This window comes from Prauserella endophytica, assembly GCF_005146945.1.
Lineage (GTDB): Bacteria > Actinomycetota > Actinomycetes > Mycobacteriales > Pseudonocardiaceae > Prauserella_A > Prauserella_A endophytica.
Map to the genome: position 1 here is coordinate 21,968 of NZ_SWMS01000029.1, position 14,775 is coordinate 36,742.

A 14,775-nucleotide genomic window follows, 5' to 3' on the forward strand; every position below is an offset into this window, starting at 1 on the left:
GATCAGTCTCCCTCCGGGCGAAGGAGAACACCGGCCACCACTGCGGCGCCGTCGGCGACCGGCAGGTCGCGACTGGCCGCGCGGTGCAGCACGTCCGCGGGGTCGGCGCAGCGGAGCACGACCTCGTGGAGACCGGTGTCTCGCGGGTGGGCGCCGGGACGGAAGCCGATCCATCCGTCCGCGGTGGCACCGAGGTGGAGCAGGGGTGTTCCGTCGGGGCGGGCGGTGACCGGGCGATCGAGGAAGTGCCCCCACTGGCGTGCGCTGGCCCACGGATCGGCGGTCTTGAGTTCGGCACCGACGATGGCCGACGAAACCTCGATCCGTCGCGCGGCGCGCCAGTTCGGTCCCGCCCACGGCCATTCGGCGGGATCGTCGGGTTCCTCGACGGAAAACAGGATGCCGCCCGTGTCTCGCGGGTCGAGGTGGACTCCGTGAATGTCGGGTAGCGGCGATTCCCAGACCTCCCGCACACCCGCCTCGGCCAGCCTGCGCCGGACCTCGGCCAGTCCGGAACACTGCAACAGCACCATGTAGCCGCTGTCGCCACCCCGGGCGGCGAGGAAGCGCGCCGCGGGAGTGTCGGGGCGCTGCGGCGAGATCACCTCCAGGAAGGTGTCGCCTACAGGCAGGACCGCGTTGGTGATCCCGAATTCGTCAACGAGACCTGGCCCGCGCAGGGCAATCTCGTCCTCCGCCGTGAACCCGACCTCCAGGCCGAAGACGGCGCGAACGTCGTCGACGACCGGATCGAGCTGCTGGGCGATCAGCGCCACCTGGCGCAGCCGCGTTGCCATGATCCGCCTCACCATCCGTTCGTCTCGATGTCTGTCATTGCCCGTTCCAGCAGGCCCACGGCGCGTGCGTGCGCTTCCCGCCCGATGGCCGGAAGGGCTTGGCCGACGAGCGCTCGTACGTGTGTCCCCTCGACGATCACGGCGAGCCGGTAGCGCGCAAGAACCTCGAACCAGCGCAAGTCGTCTAGGTCTCGATCGCTGTGACGGGCGTAGTGGTCCAGCAGCTGCCTGCGGGACGGCAGCCCGGGCAGCGCAGCGGCGAGCGGTGCCCGCACCCGTCGGTCGTTGTCCTGCGGCCAGGTCGCCAGCAGGTGTCCGAGGTCGAGCAGCGGGTCGCCCTGCGTGCACAGCTCCCAGTCGATGACGGCGCGCACGGCACCGGAGCTTGGGTCAGCCAGAACGTTCGCCAGGTGGAAGTCACCGTGGACCAGCCCCGGCCGCCACGTCGGAGGACGGTGTTCGGCCAGCCACCTGGCGATCTCTTCCGCGCCGGGCAGGCTGCCGTCGCGATAGCCGCCGGTGCCGTGGTAGCCGGCCAGTTGCCGCCGCCAGCGGTCCGGCTGCCGCTCCAGCCACCCATCCGGTCGGCCCAGGTCGGCCAGCCCGACGCGGCGGGGTGTGACTCGGCCGAGTGCGAGCAGCGCGTCCACGACGGTCAGTCCCAACCGGTGCTGAGCGGTTTCGTCGGCCAATACCGTCTCGGGGATCTCGACGCCCGCGTTGAAGCCCGCGACTCGTTCGGTGAGGGTGAACGCCGCGCCGATCACCGCCGGATCACCGCAGTGGGCGACCAGCCTCGCGTGTGGCACGTCGGTTCGGCCGAGGGCCGTCAGCACCCGTGCCTCTCGCCGCATCGTCTCGTCGCCGCGTTGCCCCGAGTGCCGCGGCGGGCAGCGCAACACCAGGTCCCTGCCACCCCAGCACAGCACGAGCAGAAGGTTCTGCGTGCCGCCACCGAGCACCGTGGCCGATTCAATCGGCCCGGCGCCGAGTCCGGCCTGGCGCAGCCAGCGACCGACGCGGTCGAGCTCGACATCGATCGGTTCGGTCACCGGTCTCACCCTCCCTTGGGCGCGCGGTAGGTCCGTCCGTCTCGACGATCGACGGAACGGTAGGCGGACTGACGGTGTCGGTTGGTCAGTGAATGTCGAGCGACTTGACCCAGAGATGGACGACGGCGTCGACCACCTCGTTGACGTCGTCCACCGGGTATCCGAAGTTGAACACCAACTGTGCCACCCGGGACACCATCGAGCTCAGAGTCAGGCTGGCGAGTTCCGCCGGGACCGTCGAATCAGCCCGACCCTGTTTCTGCAGGGCCCGGATGCTCCGCGCGTTGCGTTCGATGAACACCGTCGCCCGCTCGATCCGCAGATTCCGGAAACTGCTGTCGACGGCAGACATCTGTTCGAAGATGCGCATGAGTCCGACGTTGCGCCGATAGGTCTCGAAATAGTGCTGGGTAGCCTGCCGAATCTCCTCGACCGGGTCGTCGGCAGTACCGCCGGAACGCGGCTCCGGGTGCAGGAGCTGCTCACGCATCTGCTCCAAGAGGATTCGGAACGTGTCCTCCTTGCTCTCGAAGTAGGTGTAGAACGACCCGGCGGCGACACCGGCCTCCGTGGTGATGTCGGTGACCTTGACGTCGAGGAACCCGTCGCGTTCGAAGACCCGCCGTGACGCCTCCAGCAGCTTCTCCCGAGTGGCACGGCCACGTGGTGTGAGTGGCATCGGTTTCGAACTCGTTGACATCATCATCTCCCCGGTCATCCCGCGATCCGATCCAGCTCGCGCTGGGCGAGCAGCCGCTTGTGTACCTCGTCCGGCCCGTCGGCGATGCGCAGCGTCCGTTGAAAGGCCCACATCGCCGCGAGCGGCACATCATCACCAACGCCGCACGCGCCATGCACTTGGATCGCCCGGTCGAGGACACGCAACGCGATCCGTGGCGCGGCCACCTTGATCGCGGCGATCTCGGTGCGCGCTTCCTTGTTGCCGGCGGTGTCCATGAGCCACGCGGTGCGCAGGATCATCAACCGCAGCATCTCGATGTCCACTCGGGACTCGGCGATCCAGTCCCGGATGTTGGCGTTGTCGGCGATCGCACGCCCGTAGGTCGACCTGGCGGAGGCGCGTGCGCACATCAGCTCCAGGGCCCGCTCGGCCATCCCGACCGAGCGCATGCAGTGGTGGATGCGGCCAGGTCCCAAGCGGGCCTGGCCGATCAGGAAACCGTCGCCCTCCGCCCCGATGATGTTGCCCACCGGCACCCGGACGTCGATGAACTCGATCTCGGCGTGGCCCTCGGGGTCCTGGTAGCCGAATACCGGCAGGGCTCGGCGCAGGTGGATCCCCGGCGTGTCGGCCGGTACGGCGACGATGCTGTGCCTGCGGTGCCGGGGCAGGTCCTCGTCGCCTGTGCGCCCGAAGACGAGGAAGACCGCGCAGTTCTTGTGATATGCGTTGGTCACCCACCATTTCCGTCCATTGAGGACGTAGTCGTCGCCGTCGCGGTCGATCCGCAGCCGGACGCCGGTCGGGTCGGCGCTGGCCACCTCCGGCTCCGTCATGCAGAAGGCGGAGCGGATTGTGCCCGCCAGCAGCGGCTCCAGCCACTGCTGGCGCTGCCGCTCGTCCGCGAACAGCGTGAGCACCTCCATGTTCCCGGTGTCGGGTGCCGAGCAGTTCGTCGCCTCCGGACCGATCAGACTTCGCCCCATGATCTCCGCCAGCGGGGCGTACTCCAACGTCGTGAGTCCGGGACCGTACTGGGGATCGGGGTGAAACAGGTTCCACAGCCCGCGTTCCCTGGCCGCCGCCTTCAGCTCCTCCATGACCGGAGGGTGCAGATGCGGATCGCCAGAAGCCACGATCTGCTCGCGGTACACGGCCTCGGCTGGATAGACCTTCTCCGCCATGAAGTCGAGCAGCCTTTCCCGCAGTTCCTGTGAACGGGCAGTCGGCTCAAGTCGCATTGTCGTCCTCTCACGTCGCGGGTGCGGCCGATTCGGCCGCCTCCCGGTCCCAGGTGTCCGGGGTGACTCCGCGGGCGCGCAGTTCCGCCTTCTTGACCCGCAGCGTGGCGTCCGTTCTCGGCAGGGAGTCGACGAACTCGATGTAGCGGGGCCGCATGAACTTCGGCATGCGCTCGGTGAGCCAGCCGGACAGTGTCGCCTCACTGAGCGCGCTGCCTGGTGAGCGCACCACGTAGACCATGACCTCGTCCTCGCCCAGTTCCGACGGGACCGCGACGGCCGCCGCCTCCAGCACGTCGGGATGCGCGCCGACCTGCGACTCAACCTCGAAGCTGGAGATGTTCTCTCCCCGTCTGCGTAGCGCGTCCTTGTACCGGTCCACGAAGTAGTAGTTGCCGTCGGCGTCGGCCCGGAAGGCGTCCCCGGTGTGGAACCAGCCGTTGCGCCATGCCTCCGCCGTCTCGCGCGGCATGTTCAGGTAGCCGGCGTTCATCGTCCACGGGTGATCGGCACGGACGATCAGCTCACCGACCTGCCCATCCGCGACCGGGTAGTCATGCTCGTCCACAATGCGCACCTGGTAGCCGTCGCGAAGCCGACCGCACGATTCCAGGTTGGGCAGCTCCAGGCCGGCCGACACGAACGGCAGGCCGATCTCGGTCATCCCGTAGTAGGTGTTGGTCCCCCGCACCTCGAACCGGCGGTGGAAATCGTCCAGGTCCGGAGGCAACGGCGCGCAGCCCATCGTGCGCAGTGGATTGTCGGCGTCGTCTGGCGTCGGCGGTGCGTTCATCAGCATGCGGACCATCGGGCCCTGGATGTTGACGTGGGTACAGCCGTGGGTGCGCACGTCCCGCCAGAAGTTACTGCTGCTGAACACCGGGCGCATCAGCAGCGACGCGCCCAGCTCCGCCGTGGCATAGAAGATCAGCTTGCCGCCGATGTGGAACGGCGGCATGAAGTGGTAGAAGACGTCGTCCGGGCCGGTGACACCGGTGACGACCTCGTTGAACAGATACATCTCGGCCCACGGCAGCATCACTCCCTTCGACGGGCCGGTCGTCCCTGACGTCCAGATGACGCAGGAGATGTCCCAGGGCTGCGGGTCCGTGGCACCGTCCGGCAGCTCCGCGACGGCCTCGTCGAGGAACGCGCTCCGGCCGACCACGCGCAGCGGTAACTCCGGCAACGCACCGTCCCCATCGGACACTACGACCGTCTCCAGCGTCTCCAGCTGGTCGGCGATCTCGGCCAGCCGGGGGAGGAACTGCTGCGGAACGACCATGACGCGGGCGTTCGCGGCCTCCACCGTGTAGCGCAGCATCCGCCCTTGGTAGCCCGTGTTGAGCGTGATCTCCACCGCGCCGAGCCACGAGAGACCGAGCCACGCGTGGTAGGCCTCAAAGGAGTTCGGCAGCATGGTCAGGACGGTGTCGCCGCGTCGCACGCCCAGCCGTCCCAGGGCATTCGCCCAGCGCAGGCACTCCTCGTGGGCCTGCCGATAGGTCTGTGTGCGCCCGTCGACGTGCCGGAGAAACGCCGCGTCGGGGGTTTCGGCGGCGCGTCTGCGCAGGACCTGGGGAAGCAGGTGTTCGGGCTGAATCCACTCCATCGTGTTCCTCCGCTGGCTGCTGGTGGCTGTCACAGCTGTTCCCCGAGGCCCGCGAGCGGCATGGCCATGGCTCCGCCGTCCACCACGAGCGTCTGGCCGGTCATCCAGGAAGACGCGTCACTGACGAGGAACAGCACGGTGTTCGCGATATCGCGAGGTACGCCGAGCCTGCGCAACGGCAGCTGGGCGGCCAGCTGCTTTTCCCTGCCCTCCCAGAGAACCCGGGCCATGTCGGTCTTCACGACCCCTGGTGCGATGGCATTGACCCGCACCGCCGGACCCAGTTCGGCAGCCAGCTGCGTGGTCAGATGGACCAGCCCGGCCTTGGTGACCGCGTAGAACCCGGCTCCCGGCTCGACGATGTACGCCCCGAGGGAGGCCATGTTCACGATGGCACCACCGTGGGCGGACATCCAGGCGTCGCAGACGTACCGGGTCCAGAACACCGGACCGATCAGATTGACCTGAACGGTCTTGGCTGCTCGTTCGACGTCGATGCCCGTCACCGGCCCGTAGTACGGATTGGTCGCGGCGTTGTTGACCAGGATGTCGATGCGGCCGTAGTCCTCAAGTACAGCCTGGACCGTGGCCTCTGCCTGGCTTGCCTCACCCGCGTTGACGACGTAGCGACCGGGCTCGGCACCTGGACACGCTCGCACGATCTCCTCGACCGCCGCATCCAGGTGTCCGGCATCCCGTGAGGCGACCGCGACCTGGGCGCCGGCTTCGGTCAGCAAGGTGGCGGTCGCCAGACCGATGCCCTTCGACCCGCCGGTCACAAGAGCGACCCGGCCCGCGAGCGCGAACTGGTCGGCAGATGACTGAGTGGGGCTTCCGCCGCCCATGCCGGTCCTCCTTGATCAACTTGGCGTTGGCGCCAAGTTCAATCAGAACGCTAGCCTTGGCTCTGCCGCCGGTCAAGACCTGGATCAGTCAGACCGGGGAGTGGCGCACTCTCGAGCGGTTAGGCACAAACTGGCTGTCTAGGCTCCGCCGTCTCGTGCCGCGAACTGACCGGTGACGAGCTGGAGCGAACCGGCGAGCAGCTGCCGGGTTGGTCAGGGACTCGGACTTGCGAGGCGGTCGCCGGACCCGGCAATCGCCCGCCGACCGTGGGAATGCACCGGGCCGCCGATCCGCACAGCTTCGTCAGGTGCAGCAGGCGCCCAAGATCGAGAACCCGTCGATCTCCGCAGCCTCTGTACGCCCGACCGGTTAGCGACGGGTGCTCAACCCACACCAAGCTCGGCTTCACCACTAGCGCCGAGATCGCAGCGTGGGCCGCGAATCGCCTCCGACCCTGGAACAGGGCACGTGAGCACTCTCCCGGAGGTCAGAGCGTTCGTTCCGCCGCAGTTGCGAGTGGCTTTCGCAGCTCCACGCTTCCTCCGCCATGAGGCCGGCAAGCGCTCGCATGCCCAGGAACGTACCGTGCAGGTTCACCTCGATGACCCGATATTGCTTGACGCGTGATCGGCGACGCGACCCGGTTGTTGCGGGTTTCCTGTGGCGATCACCGAGTAGCGGTAGTCCTTGCTGGGCGCGCCCAGCAGAGAGGTCCGGCCGTGTCCGGCGAACGGGGCGAAGCTCACTCACCGCAGCCCTAGGCCGAACTCTGCGCCACCTCGGCGAGAAGTACCTCGGCATCGCGGGGATCCGCGACCCGTACACCATCGCTCACATCGACACGGTGCTCGACCTGGTGCGCGGCGAGGTCGCCGCGCAGTTCGAGGGCATCGAGTACCACCTGAACTTCCGTGTCTCCGGCAAAGACGGCGTGATGGGGGAGTTGGAGCCGGTCACCGAGATCCGTTCGCACGAACTGTGCGTCGTGATAGAGGGGATCGCCGGGACCGGCGAACTCGCCGAGAGCGTGACGCTGATGGGCACCCGGCAGATCTTCTACGCGCGGCTGCCGGAGGTGAAGGGCACGGCGGGCACCGCGTCCTTCGTGGTCGACGACGTTCTCCCCGCGGGCAGCGCCTATGTCTGGTCGATGAACCACACGGTGCCGGTGAAGGACCCGATGGAACTGTTCGAACTGACGCTGTGTGACGTCGGCGCCTCGTGACTACCTTAGGAGCGACCATGGCAACCAGGACACTGGCCGAGCTGGCCAAGACGATCCGCAGCAAGAACGCGGGCACGGACCGCATCACCTTCGACGTCGTCTTCCACACCCGCGACGACTACGAGCACGTGAAGAACAGCGGCGTGCTGACCCGAGAGACGGTGGCCGCCTTGTTCAAGGTGGACGACGCGCGGATCGTGGACTTCGTCAACTTCGACCCCGCCTACGCGATCAAGTTCACCTTCGCCCGGCCGCAACCCAGCGGCAGCCCGGGCGAGGGTGACGTCTTCGGATGTCAGCAGTATCCGCCGTTGCTGGACATTCTCGTGCCGATGGACTGAGCACGGTACTCCGCGGCTCTGGGTGGCTCGATCCCCGGGTGCAGATGCCGACTCAATGGGCTGTGGATGATCACATCCGCAGCCCGTTTTCATGTCGTCGACCATCTTCGAACTCGGACCCATCGATAGCTCGTGGGCGTCTCATCCCCGACGAGCTTGGCGCGCTCGAATGCGGCCCGAAACGCGGTCACGCCGACCTCCGCGAGCATTTCAGCCAGTTGTTCGGGGGTGCCCCGTCCGCGCAGTGCGTCGGCGATTTCCGGCCGCGGCCAGTGCGAATTTCGTGCGTTCCCGTTCCTGGAGTTCCACACTGGTCCGGATCACCGCCCGACGTTGTCCGGCTGTGGGGACGATCTGGACCAACTGGTCACCCACGTGCCGCAACGCGGTCACCGTGGCATCCCACGGGCCGAGGTCCTCGCCTGCGGAGGTCGCCGCGTCTCTGGCGGCGTCAGCGTGCTGCTCCGAGCCGGCGAAGAGCACATCCCGTTTGTCCGTGAGATAGCGGGAGAAGGTGAGCCTGGTCAGCCCTGCGCGTTCGGGTGATATCGGAGACCGTGACGTTCTCGAATCCGTGCTCGAGGAACAACTCGACCGCTGCATCTCTCAGCCGCTCTTTCGCGCGAGGCATCCAGCGGGGCATTGATCAACTCTGGTCGATGTCCCATTGAGTCATCGCATGCGCGCGTGGGCCGATTCGTCGAAGCAGCGCCGGACTGTCTTGGCGAGGCGGCGATTCCGTGGGTTCGCGGGCGCGATGGCGATCGCGGGCCCACTGCTCAGCTGGTCGATTCTCGTCGCGCCCGGATGGCTGTGACCTCTTCTGGGCGCGGCCTTGTCGATCAACGGTGTGTCGACCGCGGTGGGGTGCCGCGAGCTCACGCGGACCCGGTGCCGCTCGGGCCTCGGCGGCGAGGGCCCGCATCAGACCGGTCATGGCAGGTGCATCGTGAGCGCGGGAGACGCTGCCCGATCTGCGCGCAACGATCGAGCAGCGCCGCCTGCGCTCCCTCCTCGGCGAACCGGACCGTGTGCGAGCAGCCCAGGCCCCGTGCGGCGCCGGTGCTCAGCGCGACCCGCCCGCCAGCCGCCCGGTCACCGCTGTGCCTCGCCGTGCATGTCGAGCGACGGGTCGGTGGCGTAGTCGACGACCTGGGTGAGTGCGACGGCGTTGTTGTCGCGTGCCATGTAGTAGTGCAGACGGGCGTCGGCGACGACCCCGAGCTGCCCATCGGGCAGGTAGCCGGCGATGGGCCCCTCGACGAACGCCAGCATGGTGGTCCCCTCGGGGGCGATCGGCTGGTGGACGGCGCCGGCGACCTCGCAGGTGTAGGTACCGGTGCGGCCTGGATCGTCCTGGTGGTAGTGGAAACCACCGTCGAGGATGTATGCCTGAACGTTGCCCATGTGCCAGTGCGGGGTGGCCTGCACCCCGGGGTCCACCTCCAGGATCACCGTGAAGCTGCCGCTGACGAGGTTGGCGTACAGCAGTTTGAAGCGCGTCCCGGGCATGAGCCAATCGGTCCATGGGATGTCGGCGGGATCGACGAACTCCTTCCGGGAGCCCTTGGGCGTGATGCCCGGATTGGTCATCCAGAACGCCGGGCCGGCGGGAGCGGGGACGGTGCTGGTCATCGGTGCTGCCTCTCTTCCGTTGCTGTTGCAGGGGTGCGGGTTCAGGTGAGGACGACGCCTCCGTCGACGGCGATGGTCTGGCCGGTCACGTTCGCGGCGCGATCGGAGAGCAGGAACGCCACCATCTCGCCGATGTCCTCGGGGGTTTGAGGTCTGCGCATGGGCACCATCGACTCGACGAAACCGGCGAAGATCTTGTCGGCGGATGAGCCGGCATGGGCGGGGTCGTTGGCCAGGAGCCATTCGCTGGTCTTCTGCCACATGTCGGTCCAGATCAGGCCGGGCATCACGGCGTTGGCGCGCAGGCCGGTCGGCGCCCCGACCCGGGAGACCACGTGGGTCAGCTCGATCACCGCGGCCTTGGAGGGGCCGTAGTCGGCCAGGACCTCCATGCCGAGGCGGGCACCGATCGAGGCGATGTTGACGATCGCCCCTGGCCTGCCGTCACGCCGCCGGAGCAGCTCCTGGCAGGCGAGGAAGGTGCCACGGGTGTTCACCGCGAAGGTGTGGTCCCACTGTTGCTCGGTCAGTTCGGTGAAGGGCACGAACATCCCGACCCCTGCGACGTTGGCCAGCGCGGTGACCTCGCCGAGTTGCTCCTCGGCGGCGGTGAACGCGGCCTGCACGGAGGCTCGCTCGCTGACGTCGCAGGTGGTGTGCGCGACCCTGGCGCCATCCGCGGCCAGCTTCGAGGCGACCTCCTTCAGCCGCCTCGCATCGACGTCGGTCAGCAACACCGCGTGCTCCTCGGCGAGGCGGGCCGCGATCGCGGCGCCGAGTCCACCGGCGGCGCCGGTGACCAGCGCGACGCTCACGGCAGGACCTTGTCGATCTCCGGAGCGAGCAGCTCCGCGGCGCGTTCGGCGGTGATGACGTCGGCCGGGTCCGGCTTGGTGATCTCGCGGGACGCGCCGTCCTCGTACACGTGCTCCCCGATCAGCCGGCACCGCTCGTCGTACGGCCATACGAACGCCATGGTGCGCTTGAGCAGGTACATCTCGCTCGGGTCCTCGCCGGCACGCACGTTGCTGAAGGCGCTCTCGCCGAGCATGGGCGCCGGGACGAACGCCTTGAACACGACCTCACCGGAGAAGCCGTGGTCGTTGACCGCGATGTGCTGGTCGGCCACCCACATGACCATCGCGTTGGCGGCCAGCAGCGACTCGTAGAACGCCGTCACCTCCGCCATCCCGTCCAGCACGATCGACTGGCCGCCCTCGTGCAGCCGGTACTGCGGGTGCTCAACGGTCATGTCCGGTGCCAGCAGCTCGCGATAGCGCCCGGCCACCTCCAGCAGGCCGTGGCGCCGGTAGTTCTTCAGAATCGCGCGGTGGCGGGGGTTGTCGATGCTCTCGAGCTGCTTCTCCAGCCCGGCGAACATCGTGACGAACTCCTGCTCGTAACGGCTCATGTCGCGGTACCTCCGTCGTTGGTGGTGACCTAGAGGCTGTCCCCGCGCATCGGTAGCGTCCAGGACAAACTGCGCCCAACGCGTTAACCATTCGGTTATTGTGCCCGGTCCGAGCACTTCACAACCCATGTCATGGGACACTGGTCACGAGAGGAGTCGGTGTGGACCTGAACCTGCATCTCGTGCGTTACCTCGCAGCCGTGGTCGACGAAGGTCACTTCGGCCGCGCGGCCGCCAGGCTCTTCGTCAGCGGACCGGCCCTGAGCAAGCAGATCCGCACGCTCGAGCGCAGGCTCGGTGTCGAGCTCATCGACCGCAGCGCCCATCCTGTCGTTCCCACCGAAGCGGGCCGGCGATTCCTCTCCGAGGCACGCACGGCACTGGCCGCGGCCGACCGGGCCGTTGCCGCCATCGAGGCCTACCGTCGCGACCTCCACGGCGTCCTACGGCTTGGCTTCATGAGCGCCGCCACCGGCACACACACCCGCCGAATCCTCGACCTGCTGCAACGCGATGCCCCCGCCGTGACCGTCCAGCTCACGCAGCTGCCCTGGCACGAGCAAGCGACAGCGGTCCGCGACAGAACCGTCGACGCCGCGCTCGTGCGTCCCCCGATCGCCGATACCGACGGGCTCCGACTCGATGTGGTGCGTCACGAGCCCCGTGTGGTCGCGCTCCCGATCGGCCATCGGCTGGCCACGCGTGCCACGGTCGTCCTGGCCGACCTCGACGGCGAGCCTCACGTCACCGACGACAAGAGTGACGAACAGTGGGTGCGATGGTGGGCCTGCGACCCACGCCCCAGCGGAGAGCCCGTCCGCTACGGACCCACTGTGCACACCATGGACGAACTCCTCGAGGTCGTCGCACGCGGCGAGGCGATCGCGATCACCGGTGGTTCCGTCGTGGACAGCTACCGGCACCCCGGCGTCGTGTTCATTCCGGTCACCGATGTCGAGCCCTGCCCCATCTCTCTTTGCACCCGTGACGAAGAGCAGTCCGCGTTGATTGCCGCACTGCGCCGCACCACACACGCCGTACGGGAGGCCTTCGAAGTCACCACCGGGGCATGACGCGGGGGCACGTCATGAGGGCGGCGGTTCTCCGGCGAGCCGGTGCCGGTTCCGGTCCGTCCGCCGCGCTGACGGACAGGGGATGCCGTCGCGGTTGAGCTCGCTGGCAAGCGCGCGGTCCCCGTTGCCGTCGGGACACCCGGCGAAGATGCGGCACGCGACCTCGGCGGGATGGTTCGTCGATCGCGAGCACGCGCAGCCGATACCGCTCGGCGGCTTCGCGCGGGTCCGGACGCGCGCCGCCGTCGGCCAAGGTCTCGACCTGCGTGGCGGCCGTCTACCGTTCGAAACCATCGACCACCCTTCGGACTCGCTCTCCGCAGCGGCCCTGTGTCATGGGATGCGTGGGTCGAGCTGTCCGCCCGGTTCCTGGAACAAAGGTCGATCCGAGGGACCATCAGCTCTCGTGCTGAGGGTCGAGGTCGCGGATGCCCGCCGGGACACGGACTGGGCGTAGAGCCGTCCGGCCCGATACGACGAGCGGACCAGCGGCCCGGCCAGCACGCCGGCGAACCCGATCTCCTCGGCCGTCGTCATGTGCTCGACGAACTCCTCGGGCCTGACCCAGCGCTCGACGGGGTGGTTCCGTGCGGACGGTCGCAGGTACTGCGAGATGGTGACGATCTCGCAGCCGGCTTCCCGCAGGTCGCGCAGCGCGCCGGTCACCTCGTCCGGGGTCTCGCCCATCCCGAGCATGAGGTTCGACTTGGTGACCAGCCCAGCCGCGTTCGCCTTGGTCAGCACCTCGAGGGACCCTTCGTACCGGAAGGCGGGCCGGATGCGGTGGAAGAGCCGCGCCACGGTGTCGAGGTTGTGCGCCAGCACCTCGGGCCGCGAGCCGAAGACCGGCCCGAGCCGGTCGTCGCGGCATTGGAAGTCCGGGATGAGCAGTTCGACGCCGGTGCCGGGGTTCAATGCGTGGATCTGACGCACGGTCTCGGCGTAAAGCCAGGAGCCGCCGTCATCGAGGTCGTCGCGGGCGACACCGGTGACGGTGGAATAGCGCAACCTCATCCGCCGCACGGATTCAGCCACGCGGCGGGGCTCGTCGCGGTCGAGTTCGGCGGGCTTGCCGGTGTCGATCTGACAGAAGTCGCAGCGCCGGGTGCACTGCTCGCCACCGATCAGGAACGTGGCCTCGCGGTCCTCCCAGCACTCGTAGATGTTGGGACAGCCGGCCTCCTCGCACACCGTGTGCAGGCCGCCGGAACGGACCAGCCCCTTGAGCTCCGTGTACTGCGGGCCGGTCCGCGCGCGGGTCCGGATCCAGGACGGCTTGCGCTCGATCGGGGTCTCGCTGTTACGGACCTCGAGGCGAAGCAGCCTGCGGCCGTGGGCGTTCGTCATCGTGGGGATCTCCGTTCGTCCGGACACGGGCGTGGTCGAAGGCCGCGCAGAAGGCCGCGTCAACCAATAAGGTCATCGTGATGTCCTGCAACCCGCAGGCGGTGAGGCACGGAACATGGACAGGGCGAACCCGGAAGTGGTGAGCTTCCGGCTCATCCGCGACCCGGCGGTGGCGAGCTTCGTGACGGGGGCGTTCGCACACCGGTCAGGCCCGGCTCCCCGGGCGGGTTGTCGCGTCGCCGGGTGGCGAATCCCGGGCGCCCAGGCGCCGGGATCGATGCGCTCCAGTGTCGGCGAGGTGGTACTGGACACTATTCGGCTCCACTCAGGCGATGACGCTCAACGGGTTTTCGAGTAGGCCGGTGAGCGTGGCCAGGAACTGACCGGCCAGGGCGCCGTCGATGATGCGGTGGTCGGCGGTGAGCGTGTAGCGCATGCGCGGGCGCGCCGGGGCGTCCGGCGAGCCGAGAACGTCGGTCGCGGCGCCGACGGCGAGGATCGCGCCCTGGGGCGGGTTGATGATGGCGGTGAACTGCTCCACCCCGAACATGCCGAGGTTGCTGACCGTGAACGTCCCGTCCGCCATGTCGGCCGGGGTCAGCGAGCGGTCGGCGGCTCGGCCGGCGAGGTCGCGTGCCCGTGCCGCGATGGTGGAGACCGGCGTCCGGTCGGCGTCCCGGATCACGGGGACCATCAGCCCGCTCGGTGAGGACACGGCGATCCCGACGTGCACCCTGCTGTGGAGCACGGTCTCACCCCGTCCGGCCGGGGAGTAGGAGGCGTTGATCCCCGGGTGGACCCGCAACGCGAGCGCCACGGCGCGGACGACGAGATCGTTGACGGTCACCTTCCCCGACCCCGCCGCGTCCAGGGCCTCGTTGAGGCGGGCCCGCAGGCTGAGGAGAGCTTCGACATCGGCGGACGCCGTCGCGGTGAACGTCGGAGTGGTCGTCGCGCTCTGGGTGAGCCGACTCGCCAGCGCGTGGCGGACGGCGTCGAACGGCATCCTCGTGGATGCCGGATCGCTGTCGGGTTCGGCCGGACTCGGGGCCGGGGGTGAGGTGTCCGTGCTGGGACTCGCGCGCAGGGCGTCCTCGATGTCCGCACGCACGATCCTTCCGCCAGGCCCGGTTCCGGTGACGGTGGTGAGGTCGATCCCGTGCTCGCGAGCGAGCCTGCGCACGAGGGGGGTGGCCACCAGGCGTCCGGTCTCTGCCGCTCGGCTGGACTCATCGGCCGGGCGGTCCCCGGGCCGGGCCGCCGGTCCGCCGATGCCGTCGTCGAGCCGGGCGATCGGTGACCCGATAGGGGCGGCGCTGCCCGCGGGCACGAGGATCTCCGCGAGCGTGCCGTCCTGGTAGGCCTCGAACTCCATGATCGCTTTGTCGGTCTCGATCTCGGCGAGGATCTGCCCGGCGTTGACCCGGTCACCGGGGCTCTTGTGCCACGAGGAGATGACGCCCTCCTCCATGGTGTCGGACAGGCGCGGCATCAGAATGTCGATCATCGTGCT

15 protein-coding genes are annotated in these 14,775 nt (G+C 68.4%); 3 read left to right on the plus strand and 12 right to left on the minus strand.

Annotated elements, in window-relative coordinates; genetic code table 11:
• Positions 1-2: 2 nt before the first annotated feature.
• The 6 genes from FCN18_RS32890 to FCN18_RS32915 all read right to left on the minus strand — a co-directional run bounded on the left by FCN18_RS32890 (position 3) and on the right by FCN18_RS32915 (position 6,229).
• Entirely contained in the window at positions 3-797 is a 795-nt protein-coding gene (locus tag FCN18_RS32890) for a VOC family protein (protein ID WP_158303215.1), read from the minus strand.
• A gap of 8 nt (positions 798-805) precedes the next feature.
• A complete protein-coding gene (locus FCN18_RS32895) occupies positions 806-1,849 on the minus strand; it encodes a phosphotransferase family protein (protein ID WP_206078032.1) in 1,044 nt (347 codons plus the stop codon).
• Between the two features lie 85 nt (positions 1,850-1,934).
• Positions 1,935-2,567, minus strand: coding sequence for a TetR/AcrR family transcriptional regulator (locus FCN18_RS32900; protein WP_112273684.1), 633 nt, complete (start codon positions 2,565-2,567; stop codon positions 1,935-1,937).
• Positions 2,564-3,772 (minus strand): acyl-CoA dehydrogenase family protein, encoded by a 1,209-nt coding sequence (locus tag FCN18_RS32905; protein ID WP_112273682.1) that lies wholly within the window; start codon positions 3,770-3,772, stop codon positions 2,564-2,566. Before FCN18_RS32905 ends, FCN18_RS32900 begins: the two co-directional genes overlap by 4 nt.
• 10 nt (positions 3,773-3,782) lie before the next feature.
• Positions 3,783-5,384, minus strand: coding sequence for an AMP-binding protein (locus tag FCN18_RS32910; RefSeq protein WP_112273680.1), 1,602 nt, complete (start codon positions 5,382-5,384; stop codon positions 3,783-3,785).
• A gap of 29 nt (positions 5,385-5,413) precedes the next feature.
• The gene (locus FCN18_RS32915; protein WP_112273678.1) at positions 5,414-6,229 is read right to left on the minus strand and encodes an SDR family oxidoreductase; all 816 of its coding nucleotides are present in this window, start codon (positions 6,227-6,229) and stop codon (positions 5,414-5,416) included.
• 845 nt (positions 6,230-7,074) lie between these two features.
• Between FCN18_RS32915 and FCN18_RS32920 the strand changes: the two genes are divergently transcribed.
• Positions 7,075-7,455: a hypothetical protein gene (locus FCN18_RS32920; protein WP_206078033.1), complete on the plus strand. Its 381-nt coding sequence runs from the start codon at positions 7,075-7,077 to the stop codon at positions 7,453-7,455.
• A 17-nt stretch (positions 7,456-7,472) separates the two neighbouring features.
• A complete protein-coding gene (locus FCN18_RS32925) occupies positions 7,473-7,796 on the plus strand; it encodes a DUF4387 domain-containing protein (RefSeq protein ID WP_137096941.1) in 324 nt (107 codons plus the stop codon).
• 451 nt (positions 7,797-8,247) lie between these two features.
• Here FCN18_RS32925 and FCN18_RS40925 read toward each other — a convergent pair whose 3' ends face one another.
• The 4 genes from FCN18_RS40925 to FCN18_RS32945 all read right to left on the minus strand — a co-directional run bounded on the left by FCN18_RS40925 (position 8,248) and on the right by FCN18_RS32945 (position 10,842).
• Positions 8,248-8,439, minus strand: coding sequence for a TetR family transcriptional regulator (locus tag FCN18_RS40925; RefSeq protein WP_137096942.1), 192 nt, complete (start codon positions 8,437-8,439; stop codon positions 8,248-8,250).
• A 452-nt stretch (positions 8,440-8,891) separates the two neighbouring features.
• A complete protein-coding gene (locus FCN18_RS32935; RefSeq protein ID WP_112273651.1) occupies positions 8,892-9,431 on the minus strand; it encodes a 2,4'-dihydroxyacetophenone dioxygenase family protein in 540 nt (179 codons plus the stop codon).
• A gap of 41 nt (positions 9,432-9,472) precedes the next feature.
• A complete protein-coding gene (locus tag FCN18_RS32940) occupies positions 9,473-10,246 on the minus strand; it encodes an SDR family NAD(P)-dependent oxidoreductase (protein WP_137096943.1) in 774 nt (257 codons plus the stop codon).
• On the minus strand, positions 10,243-10,842 hold the full coding sequence (locus FCN18_RS32945; protein ID WP_137096944.1) for a hypothetical protein: 600 nt from the start codon (positions 10,840-10,842) through the stop codon (positions 10,243-10,245). Before FCN18_RS32945 ends, FCN18_RS32940 begins: the two co-directional genes overlap by 4 nt.
• Before the next feature lie 161 nt (positions 10,843-11,003).
• On the opposite strand from FCN18_RS32945, the gene FCN18_RS32950 reads away from it, so the two are divergent.
• Positions 11,004-11,915, plus strand: coding sequence for a LysR family transcriptional regulator (locus FCN18_RS32950; protein ID WP_137096945.1), 912 nt, complete (start codon positions 11,004-11,006; stop codon positions 11,913-11,915).
• A gap of 333 nt (positions 11,916-12,248) precedes the next feature.
• Here FCN18_RS32950 and lipA read toward each other — a convergent pair whose 3' ends face one another.
• Both lipA and FCN18_RS32965 read right to left on the minus strand, forming a co-directional pair.
• Positions 12,249-13,262, minus strand: a complete 1,014-nt coding sequence (gene lipA, locus FCN18_RS32960; RefSeq protein WP_137096946.1) for a lipoyl synthase — start codon at positions 13,260-13,262, stop codon at positions 12,249-12,251.
• A gap of 325 nt (positions 13,263-13,587) precedes the next feature.
• On the minus strand, positions 13,588-14,769 hold the full coding sequence (locus FCN18_RS32965; protein ID WP_206078034.1) for a dihydrolipoamide acetyltransferase family protein: 1,182 nt from the start codon (positions 14,767-14,769) through the stop codon (positions 13,588-13,590).
• Positions 14,770-14,775: the final 6 nt, after the last annotated feature.

Excerpts from the sequence above, each read along its gene's own strand:
- FCN18_RS32900 (WP_112273684.1), bottom strand. The coding sequence starts at position 2,567 with ATGACCGGGGAGATGATGATGTCAACGAGTTCGAAACCGATGCCACTC.
- FCN18_RS32910 (WP_112273680.1), bottom strand. The coding sequence starts at position 5,384 with ATGGAGTGGATTCAGCCCGAACACCTGCTTCCCCAGGTCCTGCGCAGA.
- FCN18_RS32890 (WP_158303215.1), bottom strand. The coding sequence starts at position 797 with ATGGCAACGCGGCTGCGCCAGGTGGCGCTGATCGCCCAGCAGCTCGAT.
- FCN18_RS32945 (WP_137096944.1), bottom strand. The coding sequence starts at position 10,842 with ATGAGCCGTTACGAGCAGGAGTTCGTCACGATGTTCGCCGGGCTGGAG.
- FCN18_RS32905 (WP_112273682.1), bottom strand. The coding sequence starts at position 3,772 with ATGCGACTTGAGCCGACTGCCCGTTCACAGGAACTGCGGGAAAGGCTG.
- FCN18_RS32925 (WP_137096941.1), top strand. The coding sequence starts at position 7,473 with ATGGCAACCAGGACACTGGCCGAGCTGGCCAAGACGATCCGCAGCAAG.
- lipA (WP_137096946.1), bottom strand. The coding sequence starts at position 13,262 with ATGACGAACGCCCACGGCCGCAGGCTGCTTCGCCTCGAGGTCCGTAAC.
- FCN18_RS40925 (WP_137096942.1), bottom strand. The coding sequence starts at position 8,439 with ATGCCCCGCTGGATGCCTCGCGCGAAAGAGCGGCTGAGAGATGCAGCG.
- FCN18_RS32935 (WP_112273651.1), bottom strand. The coding sequence starts at position 9,431 with ATGACCAGCACCGTCCCCGCTCCCGCCGGCCCGGCGTTCTGGATGACC.
- FCN18_RS32965 (WP_206078034.1), bottom strand. The coding sequence starts at position 14,769 with ATGATCGACATTCTGATGCCGCGCCTGTCCGACACCATGGAGGAGGGC.
- FCN18_RS32915 (WP_112273678.1), bottom strand. The coding sequence starts at position 6,229 with ATGGGCGGCGGAAGCCCCACTCAGTCATCTGCCGACCAGTTCGCGCTC.